A 15,000-nucleotide genomic window follows, 5' to 3' on the forward strand; every position below is an offset into this window, starting at 1 on the left:
GGCGTTGGACGAGGCGACCTCGCCGCCAATGATTGAAAGGGAGATTTGTGTTGCGAACTGATGTATTGAAAATTGCTCGGGTTTCGACTGTTCCGTTCTTTGTAGTCACGCAACTCAGGGCGCAAATCGAAGCGCTGAGTGCCTCCGGTATGGCCGTGACAGTGATTGCCAGTCGGGATGAAATGAGCGATGTGTTGGCAGGGCACAAAGATTTTACTTACGTTCCCGTAAATATTGAACGGGAGATAAATCCGTTAAGGGATTTAGCCAGTCTGGTTACGTTGGTGCGGACTTTTAAACATAACAAATTCGATGTCGTGCACTCAACGACACCAAAAGCCGGTTTGTTATGTGCTATAGCAGGCCTTTTTTCTGGTACCAAAGTTCGCCTGCATACATTTACCGGGCAGCCGTGGGTCACCATGAGCGGTGCCAAAAGAACAATTTTAAAGTTTTGCGACAAAGTGATCGGCCTGCTAAATACACATTGTTACGCAGACAGTGTCAGCCAAAGGGATTTCCTGGTCTCAAGTGGGATAATCAAGGCTGATAAAATCTCAGTGATTGGCAGTGGATCACTGGCGGGTATTGATCTTGCTCGATTCGATGCAGCTCGTTATTCATCACAAGCATTGTCGGCATTGCGAACAGAGTTGGATATCCCCGAATCAGGCAAGATTCTGTTGTTCGTTGGAAGGATTACACCGGATAAAGGTATTCGTGAACTGGTCGCTGCTTTCAGCAGTATCGTCCGCCAGGATGAGAATGTATTCCTTGTGCTGGTTGGGCCATTTGAATCAGTAGGTGAAACCATCGTCAAGCAGGTCGAAGATCCAAACGTCAAGAACAATATAAAAATTATCGGTTACTCCGATGAACCAGAAAAATATATGGCCCTGGCAGATCTGTTGTGCCTACCCAGTTATCGGGAAGGGTTTGGCACAGTTGTTATTGAAGCCGCAGCGATGGGTACGCCAACTGTAGGCACAAATATTTATGGTTTGTCAGATGCGATAATGAATGGTGTTACAGGTGTACTGGTACCACCGAAAGACTCTGTAGCATTGGAAACTGCGATTTCGTCTGCCTTGAGCGACTTGCAATCAATTTCCGCAATGGGGGTTGCCGCTCGACAGCGAGCGCTCAACGAGTTCGGCGCAAAAAGATGCTCTGATCTGTTGATCAATGAATACAAGAGGTTCTTCAATTGATGCCCGACACAATTTCCCATTCTCCGCGAGTTGTAGTTACTGGTGCTAGCGGATTTGTCGGCTCGGCAGTGGTTGACGCATTGGTCGCGGATCAGCACTACACGCCCGTTGCCGTTATGCGCTCTGCGTCGCCAGACAAAATAGCCCATTCAGAATCGTTTCGCATTTCGGATCTGACCTCCACTACAGATTGGCACGATGGCCTCAAAGGCGCGTCTGTCGTTGTGCACGCGGCTGCGCGGGTGCATGTCATGCAAGAGCTTGCGACCGACGCTTTGGCCGAGTTTCGCAAAGTCAATGTTGAGGGGACGATTAACCTTGCCCGTCAAGCGGCGCAAGCCAAGGTCAAGCGTTTCATTTTCATCAGTTCTATCAAGGTGAATGGCGAGAGTACGGTTCTCGGTCATCCTTTTACCGCGGACGATACTCCTGCGCCTTCCGATCCTTATGGTGTATCCAAAAAAGAGGCGGAAGATTTGTTACGTCAGATCGGATCGGAAACAGGGATGGAAATTGTCATTATTCGTCCCACCTTGATCTATGGCCCGGGAGTCAAAGCCAATTTTCGAAACATGATGGCATGGCTCAAGAAGGGTATTCCGTTGCCTTTTGGCGCAATCCATAATAAGCGCAGCCTTGTCTCTCTGGACAATCTCGTTAGTTTGATCCTGGTTTGTCTTGAGCATCCCAATGCTGCTGGCGAGACATTTTTGGTCAGCGATGGAGTCGATCTTTCTACTACAGAACTATTGGAAAAGACGGCGGTGGCTTTAAAAGTCAAGAGCCGACTGATTCCGATCCCGGAGCAGTTTCTGACATTTTGTGCAGTTTCTCTGGGGCGTCGTGCGCTTTCACAGCGGCTGTGTGGTTCATTGCAGGTTGATATTGGCAAAACACGTAGCCTGCTGGAATGGAATCCTCCGGTTTCGGTAGTTGACGCCCTAGATAAAACAGCGAAAGAATTTTTGGAATGTCTGAAATGATGAGCATATATTGGATTTTGCCGCTTGCGTTGATCGGGGCACTAATAGGAACTGCTGTTTTGCGCCGGTACGCGCTCTCCAATAGCCTCATCGATATCCCAAATGCCCGCAGTTCTCATGTGCTGCCGACCCCTCGGGGTGGCGGTGTAGCCATTGTTATCTCGTTCATCTTGTGTGCGGTTCTGCTTGCGTTGACCGGACAGATTGATAAGTCGTTGATGTGGGCCATTACTGTGCCGGGTGCGGCGATTGCAGTTATCGGTTTTCTTGACGATCACGGTCATATCCCCGCCAGATGGCGGCTGCTGGGTCACTTCTCTGCGGCTATTGCCGGCATGTTTTTATTGGGCGGATTAGCGCCTCTGCACTTCTACGGGCTAACGCTGGACCTGGATTGGGCGGGTTATCTATTCGGATGTTTTTATTTGGTCTGGTTGTTGAATCTCTACAACTTTATGGACGGAATTGACGGTCTGGCGAGTCTTGAGGCGATTTTTGTCTGTCTCGGTGGTGCGCTGCTTTATGTAGTATGCGGACAAGCCAGCTTCGTCTGGGGCCCCTTGGCGCTTGCGTTGGCAGTAGCGGGATTCCTCTACTGGAACTTCCCGCCGGCGCGTATTTTCATGGGCGATGCCGGAAGTGGTTTTTTGGGTATAGTGCTGGGGTTTCTTTCTTTGCAGGCTGCGTGGGTGAATCCCGCACTGTTGTGGGGATGGCTGATCCTCTTGGGCGTCTTTATCGTCGATGCAACCTGCACGCTCATGGTCAGGCTGGTTCGGGGAGACAAGGTCTACGAAGCCCATCGCAGTCATGCCTATCAATATGCAAGCCGTCAGTACGGCGGACATTTGCCCATCACGCTGGCCGTTGTCGGGATCAATCTGATCTGGCTGTTACCGATTGCAACCCTGGTCGCCATGGGGGCGCTTGACGGCGTCACGGGCGTGGTGACTGCTTACATCCCGCTGATCATTCTGGCCCTGAGGTTCAAGGCTGGCCAGCGCGAGCAATGATTGAGTTCTCATCTCCGGAAATCCAGGTTTGCGGAGGTGAGAATCCTTTGAAGTTATTTGAGATAAACCGGTGAGGACTATATTCTTCTCGCCTGCTTTTTTGAAAAGGATATTGAAATGCTTCGCCAATGGCTACTCCAGCTTCCCAGGCGGCAAAAAAGGCTGATGCAAGTCGCAACGGATGTGGTACTGGTCTGGGCGGCTCTTTGGCTGGCATTTGTTGTTCGCCTCGGGATTGATGAGACCATAAATCCTCTCCGGGTTCATACATGGCTGTTTTTGTGTGCTCCTGTCGTTGCTATTCCGTTGTTCATACGCTTCGGTTTGTATCGCGCTGTGTTGCGATATTTCGGTAATGACGCCCTGATCGAAATCGTGAAAGCTGTCAGCCTGTCTTCGCTCATACTCGGTGTGATTGTCTACTGGTACAGCAATCATCAGAACGTCGTACCGCGCTCCATCATATTCAACTATTGGTGGCTAAGCCTACTTATGATTGGCGGTCTGCGTCTGGTGATACGTCAGTATTTCCTGGGCGACTGGTTTACTGCTGCTCAGCATGTTCCTTTTACCAATCGGGATAACGGTTTGCCAAAAGTTGCCGTCTACGGTGCCGGGGCGGCGGGCAACCAACTAGTGGCGGCGTTGCGCATGGGGCGCGCCATGCGTCCTGTCGCCTTTATCGATGATGACAGCAGCATTGCGGGTCGGGTCATTTCCGGTTTGCATGTCTACAAGCCCAAACATATTCAGGAAATGATTGATACGACCGGGGCGCAGGAAATTCTATTGGCCATACCATCGGCCAATCGTGGACGCCGCCGCGAAATTCTCGGTTATCTTGAAGAGTTCCCATTGCATGTGCGTAGTGTTCCCGGGTTTATGGATCTGGCGAGCGGTCGCGTAAAGGTTGACGATATTCAGGAAGTGGATATCGCCGATTTGCTGGGGCGTGACCCGGTGCCTGCTCAAGGCGAACTGCTCGATCACTGCATCAAAGGGAAAGTGGTTCTGGTGACGGGCGCGGGTGGCTCAATCGGTTCAGAACTGTGTCGGCAGATTCTTTCCCTCAAGCCCACTACGCTATTACTTTTTGAACACAGCGAGTTCAATCTCTACAGCATCATGTCCGAGCTGGAGCAGCGTGTTGTTCGTGAATCCTTGCCGGTAACTTTGCTGCCTATCCTTGGGTCGGTGCGTAACCAGGAAAAGCTGCTGGATATCATGAAGACCTGGCTTGTCGATACCGTTTATCACGCGGCAGCTTATAAACATGTACCAATGGTCGAACACAACATCGCCGAAGGCATTCTAAACAACGTCATTGGCACGCTTCACACCGCTCAGGCCGCATTGCAGGCCAGTGTTGCCAACTTCGTTCTCATTTCGACGGACAAGGCAGTCAGGCCGACCAATGTCATGGGAAGCACAAAGCGTCTGGCTGAAATGACTCTCCAGGCATTGAGCCGTGAACTGGCGCCGGTGATGTTCGGTGATACCGCGAACGTTTCACGAGTCAACAAAACACGCTTCACGATGGTGCGTTTCGGCAACGTTCTGGGATCTTCGGGGTCGGTGATCCCGCTGTTTCACAAACAAATTCAGCTCGGCGGCCCGTTAACGGTCACCCATCCGAAAATCACGCGCTACTTCATGACCATCCCCGAGGCTGCTCAACTGGTCATTCAGGCAGGATCCATGGGGCAGGGGGGAGATGTTTTCGTTCTTGATATGGGGGCCCCGGTAAAAATCGTCGAACTGGCGGAAAAGATGATTCACCTGTCGGGTCTCAGTGTGCGCTCCGACAAAAATCCGCATGGCGATATTTCCATCGAGTTCACTGGGCTGCGTCCTGGCGAAAAGCTCTATGAAGAGTTGCTGATTGGTGACAACGTTTCGGCGACGCGGCATCCGATGATCATGACCGCTAATGAAGATCATTTGTCCTGGGACGTTCTGACAGCGCGATTGGCTGACTTGCTGAGGGCGGTGGAAAAAGACGATTACTCGAAAGTCCGCCAGCTACTGCGCGAAACCGTGAGCGGCTACACCCCCGACGGCGAAATCGTCGACTGGATCTACCAGCAACGTCGTCTCGAACCCTGATAGTTTCACATCCTGTAATAGACGTAGTTTTGACACCCGCCAACCATCGCCTAAGTTTGGAGAGCAGCTTCGGAAAAGCTGCTTTCTCAAACGATGATGGAGCGTCATTTATGCGTAACGGTTTTTTCTCTTCTCTGGTTTTTGCGCTGCTCACCAGTGCTTCAATCGCTGTAGTGGCGGCACCTGCCGCTGTTCCTGACACGGATCGTGCACCGATGGTGAGCGACACCGTCGCGGCGTCTCCTATTGAAAAGGTTGACCTTAACGGTGCAGATGCGGCAACCCTGCAAAAGCAGCTGTCTGGAATCGGTGAGGCAAAAGCCAAGGCGATTGTTGCTTATCGTGAAACAAACGGGCCATTCGCCTCGGTGGATGAATTGCTGGAAGTGAAGGGCATCGGCAAGGCGATTCTGGATCGCAATCGCGACAAGCTGGAAGTGAACTAAGCTGATTATTCAACGCCAAGGGGCCGGTCATTGACCGGCCTTTCTGCTTTCTGGTGGCAGAGATTCAACAGGGCAGGCTCGCCACAAATCCTGACGAGCTGAAAATTATGGCTATCATATTGCCTTTGGATTATGCCTATAATAATTCCCGTCACCTCCAGGCAAGTTAACGATGGAGGCCTATCTCGCCATCTGTTTCAGGAGCGCCCTCATGAGTTCCAATCAGTCTCAAGGTACAGCCGTCGTCACCGGTGCATCGTCCGGAATTGGTGCCATCTACGCACAGCGGCTGGCGGCGCGTGGTTTTGATCTGCTGTTGGTCGCCCGTGATCAGCAGCGTCTGGAAAGCGCCGCGAGCCAGTTGCGTGAGGTGCATGGCATTCAGGTTGAAGTGCTCAAGGCCGATCTGACGCAAAAGGCCGATCTGCTGAAACTCCAGCAGCGCCTGCGCAGCGATTCAAGCATCAGTCTGTTAGTGAATAACGCCGGGGTGGCAGCCGACGGTCTGCTGGCCAATTCCGATGCCGAACAGCTGGATCAGCTGATCCAGTTGAACGTCACTGCTGTAACGCTGCTGGCTTCGGCCGCTGCCGCCAGTTTCACCAAGGCCGGTCGCGGCACCATCATTAATATCGCTTCGGTGGTGGCGCTGTTTCCAGAGCGTTTCAATGCGACCTACAGCGCCAGTAAAGCCTACGTGCTGAGCTTGACCCAGTCGCTCCACGCCGAGCTCGAAGGCACCGGCGTCAAGGTGCAAGCGGTGCTGCCCGGCGTAACCCGCACCGAAATCTGGGAACGCTCCGGCATCGATGCCAGCGGCATTCCGGCGGAGATGGTGATGGAGGCTGGCGAGATGGTGGATGCGGCACTGGCCGGTCTGGATCAGGGCGAGTTGATCACTATCCCGTCGCTCCCGGATGAAAGCGAGTGGCAGGCATTTGTACGTGCTCGGCATGTCATGGCGCCGAATCTGTCGCGCAGTTCGGCAGCGCAACGCTACAAAAACTGATCAGAGGTAACTGTGGTATGAGTCAGCGTCGAATTGTTGTTACCGGCATGGGCCTGGTGTCGCCTTTGGGCAGTGATGTCGAGATTGTCTGGCAGCGTTTGCTGGCCGGGCGCTCGGGTTTGCGCAATTTGCCGGACTCGGTGAGCGCCGATCTGCCGACCCGTGTCGGCGGTATGGTGCAGACCGTGGCGGAGGACGCCGAGGCCGGTTTCGACCCGGATCGCGCCACGCCACCGAAAGAGCAGAAGAAAATGGACCGCTTCATCCAGTTCGCCATGGAAGCGGCGCGTCAGGCATTGGCGCAGGCCGGTTGGCAGCCTTCTGATGTGCAGGAGCAGGTACGCACTGCGACCATTATCGGCTCCGGTGTTGGTGGCTTCGGCGCGATCGCCGATGCGGTACGCACCACTGACAGTCGCGGTCCACGTCGCCTGTCGCCGTTCACCATTCCGTCGTTCCTGGTCAATCTTGCTGCCGGGCATGTGTCGATCCAGCACGCATTGAAAGGTCCGCTCGGTGCACCGGTGACAGCCTGTGCCGCCGGGGTGCAGGCGATTGGCGACGCAGCACGGCTGATCCGTGCCGGCGAAGCGGACATCGCGGTTTGCGGCGGGGCGGAAGCTTGTATCGACCGGGTCAGTCTGGCCGGTTTTGCCGCAGCCCGAGCGTTGTCCAGCGGTTACAACGACACCCCCGAGCAGGCCTCACGCCCCTTCGACAGCGGGCGCGATGGCTTTGTGATGGGCGAGGGTGCCGGTCTGCTGGTGATCGAGTCGCTGGAACATGCGCTGGCACGCGGTGCGCAGCCTTTGGCTGAACTGGTAGGTTATGGCACTTCGGCCGATGCCTATCACCTCACGGCCGGCCCGGAAGATGGCAGCGGGGCGCGGCGAGCGATGACATTGGCCTTGGCTCAGGGCGGTATCGCGCCTGATCAGGTGCAGCATCTCAACGCGCATGCCACCTCGACGCCGGTTGGCGATCTTGGCGAGCTGGCCGCGATCAAGGCGTTGTTCGGCAGCGAGCATAAAATCGCCGTGACCTCGACCAAATCGGCCACCGGGCATCTGCTGGGGGCGGCGGGTGGACTGGAGGCAATCTTCACCTTGTTGGCCATCCGCGATCAGGTCGTCCCGCCGACCCTCAACTTCGAAAACCCGGATCCTGCCAGTGACGGTGTCGACATCGTCCACGGCCAGGCGCGTTCGCTGCCAATCGAATTTGCCCTGTCCAACGGTTTCGGTTTTGGCGGAGTGAATGCCAGCGTGCTGTTCAAGCGTTGGCAGGCTTAGTCCTGCGGTTGCTTGAAGTGGTCGCGAGTGACGTTGAGGATGCGTTGGGCCAGCTCGGCGTCGGCGACACTGCGTGACAGCAACAGCGCGCCGACCAGCGTCGACATGATGACGATGGCCTGATCGGCGCGGTCTTCGTCTTCCAGTGTATTGGCGATCTGCGCCAGTCGACTGCTGAGTACCTGATCACTGGTCGGGCTCGGATGCCCGCGCAGGCCCAGCTCTGACGAGAGGGTCGGCAGCGGGCAGCCTTCGTGCGGCGAGGTCTGGTGCCATTCGGACAGATAGGTGTCGATAAACGCCTGGAGCGGATTGTCCCGGGCAAAGATCTCGGCGCACAAACCGTCAACCTGATCGCCCGCTTCCTGCAAAGCCTTTTCGACCAGTTCGTCCTTGGATTTGAAGTGCGAGTAAAAGCCGCCGTGGGTCAGCCCCAGTGCTTTCATCAAGGGTTGCAGGCCAGTGGCACCGATACCGTCCTTGCGAAATCGCGCCGAGGCTTCCTTGATGATTCGCTGGTGGGTCTGGGCTTTATGATCTTGCGAGTAACGCATGGGCAACTCTCCGCAACAGGACCATCATCTTACCCAAGGAAAATGACATGGTGACTGTACTTCTACTTCTTGAAAGCGCGCGGCTGAGTCCAACATGATCCTAATGTACGAGTAACAGTTGCGAACCCTGCCTGAAAAAACAAACCCCGCCATTTCGGCGGGGTTTGTCGTTCAGCGATCCTGCGCGTCCTTGATGTCCGCTTCGGCGTTGCGCTGGGCGACGCGTTTGCGTTCCTCGTCAGTCAGTTCAACCTTGTTGGCGGTGTCGCGCAACATCATCAATCCGCCGACGATCGAGCCGATTGCAACGACCAGAATCAACCAGGCATACCAGGGCATAACGGCTCTCCTTAATGGCAGCTCGGCGGGCGAGGGTTTCGCCAGCGACGCTGCATTCCACTTTGAGCGAACTCAGTTCGCAGTGGTTCCATTCTAGGCCGGTTATGCCAGACGCACCTCAATTCCCCTGTAGGAGCAGCGTGCCGCAGCTCCTGCAGGAGATCATTGACCGGTCAGCATCGCATCGGCCGGGGCGTCGGCGCGCAGCTGCCCGGTGAGCAGAAAGTAGCCGAAGCCGACTGCCATGAAGCCAAGAAAAATCAGCCCGATCAACGCGTTGAACCAGGCCATGGCGATCAGGCACACCACCGCCAGCACCAGCGCGATCATCGGCACCAGCGGATAGCATGGCGCGCGGAAGGTCCGTTCCAGATTCGGTTCCGATTTACGCAGTTTGAACAGGCTGAGCATGCTCATGATGTACATGACGATGGCGCCGAACACCGCCATGGTGATCATCGCCGCGGTGAGGGTCATACCGCCGAGGTTGATCAGGCCGTCGCTGTAGATCGCGGCGATGCCGATGATGCCGCCGGCGATGATTGCCCGGTGCGGGGTCTGGAAGCGTGACAGTTTCGCCAGCGAGGCCGGCAGGTATCCGGCGCGGGCGAGGGCGAAGAACTGCCGCGAGTAGCCAAGGATGATCCCGTGGAAACTCGCCACCAGGCCGAACAGGCCGATCCACACCAGCATGTGCAACCAGCCGGAGTTGTCACCGACCACGGTTTTCATCGCCTGCGGCAGCGGGTCGTTGATGTTGGCCAGGGTGCGCCAGTCACCGACGCCGCCGGCAAAGAACATCACGCCCATCGCCAGCAGCACCAGGGTCAGGATCCCGCTGATATAGGCCTTGGGGATGGTGCGCTTGGGATCCTTGGCCTCTTCGGCAGCCATGGCTGCGCCTTCGATGGCGAGGAAGAACCAGATCGCAAACGGAATCGCGGCGAACATCCCGGCAATCGCCGGTGCACCGAACACGTCGGAACCGGCCCAGCCATTCAAGGCAAAACTGCTGAAGCTGAACGCCGGCGCGACCACGCCCATGAACACCAGCAATTCGATCACCGCCAGCACGCAGACAACCAGCTCGAACGTGGCCGCCAGTTTCACCCCGAGGATGTTCAGGGTCATGAACACGATGTAGGCACCGACGGCGGCGTGTTTCGGGTCAAGCGCCGGAAACTGCACATTCAGATACGCGCCAATCGCCAGGGCAATCGCCGGTGGGGCGAAGACGAATTCGATCAGCGTCGCCAGCCCGGCGATCAGCCCGCCTTTTTCACCGAACGCGCGGCGACTGTAAGCAAATGGTCCGCCCGCATGAGGAATCGCCGTGGTCAGTTCGGTGAAGCTGAAGATAAAGCAGGTGTACATGGTGGCGACCATGAACGAGGTCACCAGAAAGCCCAGCGTGCCGGCCACGCCCCAGCCGTAACTCCAGCCGAAATACTCGCCGGAAATCACCAGCCCGACGGCGATGCCCCACAGGTGCAAGGTGCCCAGTGTGGGTTTGAGTTGTGTGTTCATGCGCATGCTCCCTGAACGGTTTGGATAGCTCGGGGAGGGCGTGTGCAGTGGGCGTGCCATTGCTGTGAAACAAGTCGTAATAAGTTGAAAGCTGTCGTTATCCAGGATGTTCTGTGCCGATAGACACATTTTTGTGCGCCAGTTGGGTGCGATGTTGTCTGTGCTGCCGTCTTCGCGGGCAAGCCCGCTCCCACAGTGATCTCGGTCGTCCACAAATATTGTGTACACCCTGAAAACCTGTGGGAGCTGGCGTGCCAGCGATCAGGTCAGTGCAAAAACCAGCTGTAACGCCCGCATAAACCCACTCTTTACGCTTTCTTTATGCCCCGCCGCGCCCCTCGCTCTCGTTCCTTTACAGGCTCCTTTCCGACAATGCCTCCACACGCGGCAATACGCCGTAACACGGAGATCTTCCATGAGCGTTCTGGACGGGGTGTCCCTGCTGCTGGCAGCCGGGCTGTTCATTTATCTGTTGGTTGCGCTGTTGCGCGCAGACCGGAACTAGGAGCGGCTATGCACAGTTATGACTATTGGCTGATCCTCGCGTTTTTCGCGCTGGTCTTGCTGCCGGCGCCGTTCCTCGGGCGCTTTTACTACAAAGTGATGGAAGGCCAGCGCACCTGGCTGACGCCGATTCTCGGCCCGGTCGAGCGCGTCTGCTATCGGATTGCCGGGGTCGATCCGCAGGCGGAGCAGAGCTGGCAGAAATACACGCTGGCGCTGCTGGCGTTCAACCTCGCCGGTTTCCTCCTGCTGTTTGCGATCCTGCTGTTCCAGGATCACCTGCCGCTGAACCCGCAAAACCTGCCGGGCCAGGAATGGACCCAGGCGTTCAACACCGCGGTCAGTTTCATGACCAACACCAACTGGCAGTCCTACAGCGGTGAAGCGACCCTCAGCTACCTGAGTCAGATGGTCGGCCTCACCGTGCAGAACTTCGTCAGCGCCGCCACCGGCCTCGCGGTGCTGGTTGCGCTGTGCCGTGGCATCGGCCGCAAGTCGACCAAGACTCTCGGCAACTTCTGGGCCGACATGACCCGCGCCACCCTCTACGGCTTGCTGCCGCTGTGCCTGCTGCTGGCGCTGTACCTGGTGTGGCAGGGCGTGCCGCAGACCTTTGCACAGTATGTGAACGCGGTGACGATGCAAGGCGTCGATCAAGTGATCCCGCTCGGCCCGGCCGCCAGCCAGATCGCGATCAAGCAACTGGGTACCAACGGCGGTGGCTTCTTCGGGGTCAACTCGGCGCACCCGTTCGAAAACCCGACCGCGTGGACCAACCTGTTCGAACTGGTCTCGATCATTCTGATCCCGGTGGCGCTGGTGTTCACCTTCGGCCACTACGTCAAGGATCAGCGTCAGAGCCGCGCGATCATCGCCTGCATGCTCGCGCTGTTTCTGATCGGCGGCGCGACCTCGCTGTGGGCCGAGTATCAACCTAACCCGACGCTGAACAACGTCGCCGTCGAGCAGACCGCACCGCTGGAAGGCAAGGAAGCGCGCTTCGGTACCACTGGCACGGTGCTGTGGTCGGTGACCACCACGGCGGCGTCGAACGGTTCGGTCAACGGCATGCACGACAGTCTCAACCCGCTCAGTGGCATGGTGGCGCTGGTCAACATGATGGTCGGCGAAGTGATCTTCGGCGGCGTTGGTGCCGGGCTCTACGGCATGTTGCTCAACGTGCTGATCGCGGTGTTCCTCGCCGGCCTGATGATCGGCCGCACGCCGGAATACCTCGGCAAGAAACTGCAGGCGCGGGAAGTGCAATTGCTGGTGGTGACCTTGCTGGTGATGCCGGTGGGCGTGCTGGTCCTTGGCGCGATCGCGGCGGCGCTGCCAGGCCCGGCGGCGACCATCAGCAACCCTGGTCCGCACGGCTTCAGCCAGTTGCTCTACGCCTACACCTCGGCCAGTGCCAACAACGGTTCGGCGTTCGGTGGCCTGAGCGCCAACACACCGTTTCACAACCTGATGCTTGGCTTGGGCATGTTGATCGGTCGCTTCGGATACATCCTGCCGGTACTGGCTCTGGCCGGCAGCCTGGCGATGAAGAAAACCGCGCCGATCGGCCAGAACAGCTTCCCGACCCACGGTCCGCTGTTCGTGACCCTGTTGACCGTGACCATTTTGCTGGTGGGCGGCCTGACCTTCTTGCCGACCTTGGCGCTCGGCCCAATTGCTGAACATCTGAGTATGGGCTTCTAAGGAATTCATCATGAATATGCATGTTCCTGCAAAACCTGCGGTGCCGACCCAGTCGACAGAAGCAGCGAAAACCGCGATCTCGGCCCTGTGGCGCCCGGCGCTGGTACAAGCGTTCGTCAAGCTCGACCCGCGTCAGCTGGTGCGCTCGCCGGTGATGCTGGTGGTCGAATTGACCGCGATCTTTACCACCATTCTGTGCTTCATCCCGGACAACGTCGTGCCGACCTTCGTCGCTGCGCAGATTGCCCTGTGGTTGTGGTTCACCGTGCTGTTTGCCAACTTCGCCGAAGCCCTGGCCGAAGGTCGCGGCAAGGCCCGCGCCGACAGCCTCAAGGCCGGCAGCGAAGGCCTCAGTGCGCGGCGCAAACTGGCCAACGGCAGCTTTCAGGTCGTGCCGGCCGCCAACCTGCGCAAAGGTGATGTGGTACGCGTCGAAGCGGGCGAGATGATCCCCGGTGACGGCGAAGTTATCGAAGGTATCGCGGCGGTCAACGAAGCGGCGATCACCGGTGAATCGGCGCCAGTGATTCGCGAGTCCGGCGGCGATCGCTCGGCGGTCACCGGCAATACGCGCCTGGTGTCCGACTGGCTGCTGGTGAAAATCACCGCCAACCCCGGTGAGTCGACCCTCGACCGCATGATCGCACTTGTCGAAGGCGCCAAGCGCCAGAAAACCCCGAACGAAATCGCTCTCGACATCCTGCTGATCGGCCTGACCCTGATCTTCCTGCTGGTGGTGGTGACCCTGCAACCGTTCGCCCACTTTGCCAACGGCAGCCTGCCGCTGGTGTTCCTCGTGGCGCTGCTGGTCACGCTGATTCCGACCACCATCGGTGGCTTGCTGTCGGCCATTGGTATCGCCGGGATGGATCGTCTGGTGCGGCTCAACGTGATCGCCAAATCCGGACGTGCAGTGGAAGCAGCGGGTGATGTGCATGTACTGCTGCTGGACAAGACCGGCACCATCACCTTCGGCAACCGTCGTTGCAGCGCGGTGTATGCCGCGCCAGGCGTGAGCGGTCGCGAGCTGGCCGAGGGCGCGCTGTTCGCCTCGCTGGCCGACGAAACCGCCGAAGGTAAATCCATCGTTGAATACCTGCGCGGTCTGCACCCGCAAACCGAGCCGGCGCTGGACTCCTTGACTGCTGTGCCATTCAGTGCCGAAACCCGCTTGTCCGGGGTCGATTATCAGGGCCGTGTTTACCGCAAGGGCGCGGTGGATTCACTGCTCGCGTTCCTCGGTCAGCAACGTGCCGATCTGCCGCCGGCGCTGTCGCGGGAAATCGACAAGATCGCCCAGAGCGGTGGTACGCCGTTGCTGGTCTGCGCCGACGGCAAACTGCTCGGCGCGATCCACCTCAAGGATGTGGTCAAACCAGGCATTCGCGAGCGTTTCGCCGAGCTGCGCAAGCTGGGGATTCGCACCGTGATGGTCACCGGCGACAACCCGTTGACCGCCGCGGCCATCGCCGCGGAAGCGGGCGTCGATGACGTGCTCGCCGAAGCCACCCCGGAGAAAAAACTGGCGCGTATCCGCCACGAACAGAACGACGGTCGGCTGGTCGCGATGTGCGGCGACGGCGCCAACGACGCCCCGGCGCTGGCTCAGGCGGACGTCGGCATGGCGATGAACGACGGCACCCAGGCGGCACGCGAAGCGGCGAACATGGTCGACCTCGACAGCGACCCGACCAAGCTGCTGGACGTGGTGCAGATCGGCAAGGAATTGCTGGTAACCCGTGGCGCGCTGACAACCTTCTCCATCGCCAACGACGTCGCCAAATACTTCGCGATTCTGCCGGCCCTGTTCGCCGCGATTTACCCGCAACTGGGCGTGCTGAACATCATGCACCTGACCAGCCCGCAGAGCGCGATCCTCTCGGCCATTGTCTTCAACGCCCTGATCATCGTGGTGCTGATTCCGCTCGCCCTGCGCGGCGTGCGCGTGCAGGCGGCGAGTGCCGCAGCATTGCTGCGGCGCAACCTGCTGATCTACGGACTGGGCGGGATTCTGGTGCCGTTCGTGGGGATCAAGGCGATCGACATGCTGCTGACGGCGTTGCATCTGGTTTAAGGCTGAAAAGAGCCCCTCACCCTAACCCTCTCCCGGAGGGAGAGGGGACTGACCGAGGTGTTTGCGAGAGCTACATCGACCTGAGATACCGAGCTGAACTCCGCTCTTGAAAAGCATAGAGATCGGCTCCTTCTCCCCTTTGGTGATTTGATTGGAGAGAGGGACTGACCGAGGTGATTACGGGAGTTGTATCGAGCTGAGATACCGAGTCGAACTCAAGTTTTGAACTGCACAAAGA

13 protein-coding genes are annotated in these 15,000 nt (G+C 57.7%); 10 read left to right on the forward strand and 3 right to left on the reverse strand.

Annotated features, from left to right (window positions below):
- Positions 1–47 precede the first annotated feature (47 nt).
- From ACXR0M_RS17370 to fabF, 7 genes are all read left to right on the forward strand, one after another.
- A complete protein-coding gene (locus ACXR0M_RS17370) occupies positions 48–1,211 on the forward strand; it encodes a glycosyltransferase family 4 protein (RefSeq protein ID WP_458833029.1) in 1,164 nt (387 codons plus the stop codon).
- On the forward strand, positions 1,211–2,194 hold the full coding sequence (locus ACXR0M_RS17375) for a UDP-glucose 4-epimerase family protein (protein WP_458833030.1): 984 nt from the start codon (positions 1,211–1,213) through the stop codon (positions 2,192–2,194). The genes ACXR0M_RS17370 and ACXR0M_RS17375 overlap by 1 nt, the downstream gene beginning before the upstream one ends.
- Complete coding sequence (locus tag ACXR0M_RS17380) at positions 2,194–3,207, forward strand: MraY family glycosyltransferase (protein ID WP_458833141.1); 1,014 nt, start codon at positions 2,194–2,196, stop codon at positions 3,205–3,207. Before ACXR0M_RS17375 ends, ACXR0M_RS17380 begins: the two co-directional genes overlap by 1 nt.
- A gap of 117 nt (positions 3,208–3,324) precedes the next feature.
- On the forward strand, positions 3,325–5,313 hold the full coding sequence (locus tag ACXR0M_RS17385) for a polysaccharide biosynthesis protein (protein ID WP_458833031.1): 1,989 nt from the start codon (positions 3,325–3,327) through the stop codon (positions 5,311–5,313).
- A gap of 110 nt (positions 5,314–5,423) precedes the next feature.
- The gene (locus tag ACXR0M_RS17390) at positions 5,424–5,759 is read left to right on the forward strand and encodes a ComEA family DNA-binding protein (protein WP_458833032.1); all 336 of its coding nucleotides are present in this window, start codon (positions 5,424–5,426) and stop codon (positions 5,757–5,759) included.
- A gap of 211 nt (positions 5,760–5,970) precedes the next feature.
- Positions 5,971–6,768 carry an SDR family NAD(P)-dependent oxidoreductase gene (locus ACXR0M_RS17395; RefSeq protein WP_458833033.1) on the forward strand — a complete coding sequence of 266 codons (798 nt, stop codon included), beginning with the start codon at positions 5,971–5,973 and terminating at the stop codon, positions 6,766–6,768.
- Positions 6,769–6,785: 17 nt separating this feature from the next.
- Positions 6,786–8,060, forward strand: coding sequence for a beta-ketoacyl-ACP synthase II (fabF, locus tag ACXR0M_RS17400; protein WP_458833034.1), 1,275 nt, complete (start codon positions 6,786–6,788; stop codon positions 8,058–8,060).
- Here fabF and ACXR0M_RS17405 read toward each other — a convergent pair.
- The 3 genes from ACXR0M_RS17405 to eat all read right to left on the reverse strand — a co-directional run bounded on the left by ACXR0M_RS17405 (position 8,057) and on the right by eat (position 10,480).
- Complete coding sequence (locus ACXR0M_RS17405) at positions 8,057–8,614, reverse strand: TetR/AcrR family transcriptional regulator (protein WP_458833035.1); 558 nt, start codon at positions 8,612–8,614, stop codon at positions 8,057–8,059. The genes fabF and ACXR0M_RS17405 overlap by 4 nt on opposite strands.
- Before the next feature lie 171 nt (positions 8,615–8,785).
- Entirely contained in the window at positions 8,786–8,953 is a 168-nt protein-coding gene (locus tag ACXR0M_RS17410) for a DUF2897 family protein (RefSeq protein ID WP_003226857.1), read from the reverse strand.
- A 162-nt stretch (positions 8,954–9,115) separates the two neighbouring features.
- The gene (gene eat, locus ACXR0M_RS17415; protein WP_458833036.1) at positions 9,116–10,480 is read right to left on the reverse strand and encodes an ethanolamine permease; all 1,365 of its coding nucleotides are present in this window, start codon (positions 10,478–10,480) and stop codon (positions 9,116–9,118) included.
- 415 nt (positions 10,481–10,895) lie between these two features.
- Between eat and kdpF the strand changes: the two genes are divergently transcribed.
- Genes kdpF through kdpB form a run of 3 tightly spaced genes read left to right on the forward strand, consistent with a single transcriptional unit; the run spans position 10,896 to position 14,762 of the window.
- Positions 10,896–10,985, forward strand: a complete 90-nt coding sequence (gene kdpF, locus ACXR0M_RS17420) for a K(+)-transporting ATPase subunit F (protein ID WP_007963673.1) — start codon at positions 10,896–10,898, stop codon at positions 10,983–10,985.
- A gap of 8 nt (positions 10,986–10,993) precedes the next feature.
- The gene (gene kdpA, locus ACXR0M_RS17425) at positions 10,994–12,688 is read left to right on the forward strand and encodes a potassium-transporting ATPase subunit KdpA (protein ID WP_458833037.1); all 1,695 of its coding nucleotides are present in this window, start codon (positions 10,994–10,996) and stop codon (positions 12,686–12,688) included.
- A gap of 10 nt (positions 12,689–12,698) precedes the next feature.
- Positions 12,699–14,762: a potassium-transporting ATPase subunit KdpB gene (gene kdpB / locus ACXR0M_RS17430; protein WP_458833038.1), complete on the forward strand. Its 2,064-nt coding sequence runs from the start codon at positions 12,699–12,701 to the stop codon at positions 14,760–14,762.
- Positions 14,763–15,000: the final 238 nt, after the last annotated feature.

This window comes from Pseudomonas sp. Eth.TT006 (genome assembly GCF_054456575.1).

Excerpts from the sequence above, each read along its gene's own strand:
- fabF (WP_458833034.1), top strand. The coding sequence starts at position 6,786 with ATGAGTCAGCGTCGAATTGTTGTTACCGGCATGGGCCTGGTGTCGCCT.
- ACXR0M_RS17405 (WP_458833035.1), bottom strand. The coding sequence starts at position 8,614 with ATGCGTTACTCGCAAGATCATAAAGCCCAGACCCACCAGCGAATCATC.
- eat (WP_458833036.1), bottom strand. The coding sequence starts at position 10,480 with ATGAACACACAACTCAAACCCACACTGGGCACCTTGCACCTGTGGGGC.
- ACXR0M_RS17385 (WP_458833031.1), top strand. The coding sequence starts at position 3,325 with ATGCTTCGCCAATGGCTACTCCAGCTTCCCAGGCGGCAAAAAAGGCTG.
- kdpB (WP_458833038.1), top strand. The coding sequence starts at position 12,699 with ATGAATATGCATGTTCCTGCAAAACCTGCGGTGCCGACCCAGTCGACA.
- kdpF (WP_007963673.1), top strand. The coding sequence starts at position 10,896 with ATGAGCGTTCTGGACGGGGTGTCCCTGCTGCTGGCAGCCGGGCTGTTC.
- ACXR0M_RS17390 (WP_458833032.1), top strand. The coding sequence starts at position 5,424 with ATGCGTAACGGTTTTTTCTCTTCTCTGGTTTTTGCGCTGCTCACCAGT.
- ACXR0M_RS17410 (WP_003226857.1), bottom strand. The coding sequence starts at position 8,953 with ATGCCCTGGTATGCCTGGTTGATTCTGGTCGTTGCAATCGGCTCGATC.
- ACXR0M_RS17395 (WP_458833033.1), top strand. The coding sequence starts at position 5,971 with ATGAGTTCCAATCAGTCTCAAGGTACAGCCGTCGTCACCGGTGCATCG.
- ACXR0M_RS17380 (WP_458833141.1), top strand. The coding sequence starts at position 2,194 with ATGAGCATATATTGGATTTTGCCGCTTGCGTTGATCGGGGCACTAATA.
- ACXR0M_RS17375 (WP_458833030.1), top strand. The coding sequence starts at position 1,211 with ATGCCCGACACAATTTCCCATTCTCCGCGAGTTGTAGTTACTGGTGCT.
- kdpA (WP_458833037.1), top strand. The coding sequence starts at position 10,994 with ATGCACAGTTATGACTATTGGCTGATCCTCGCGTTTTTCGCGCTGGTC.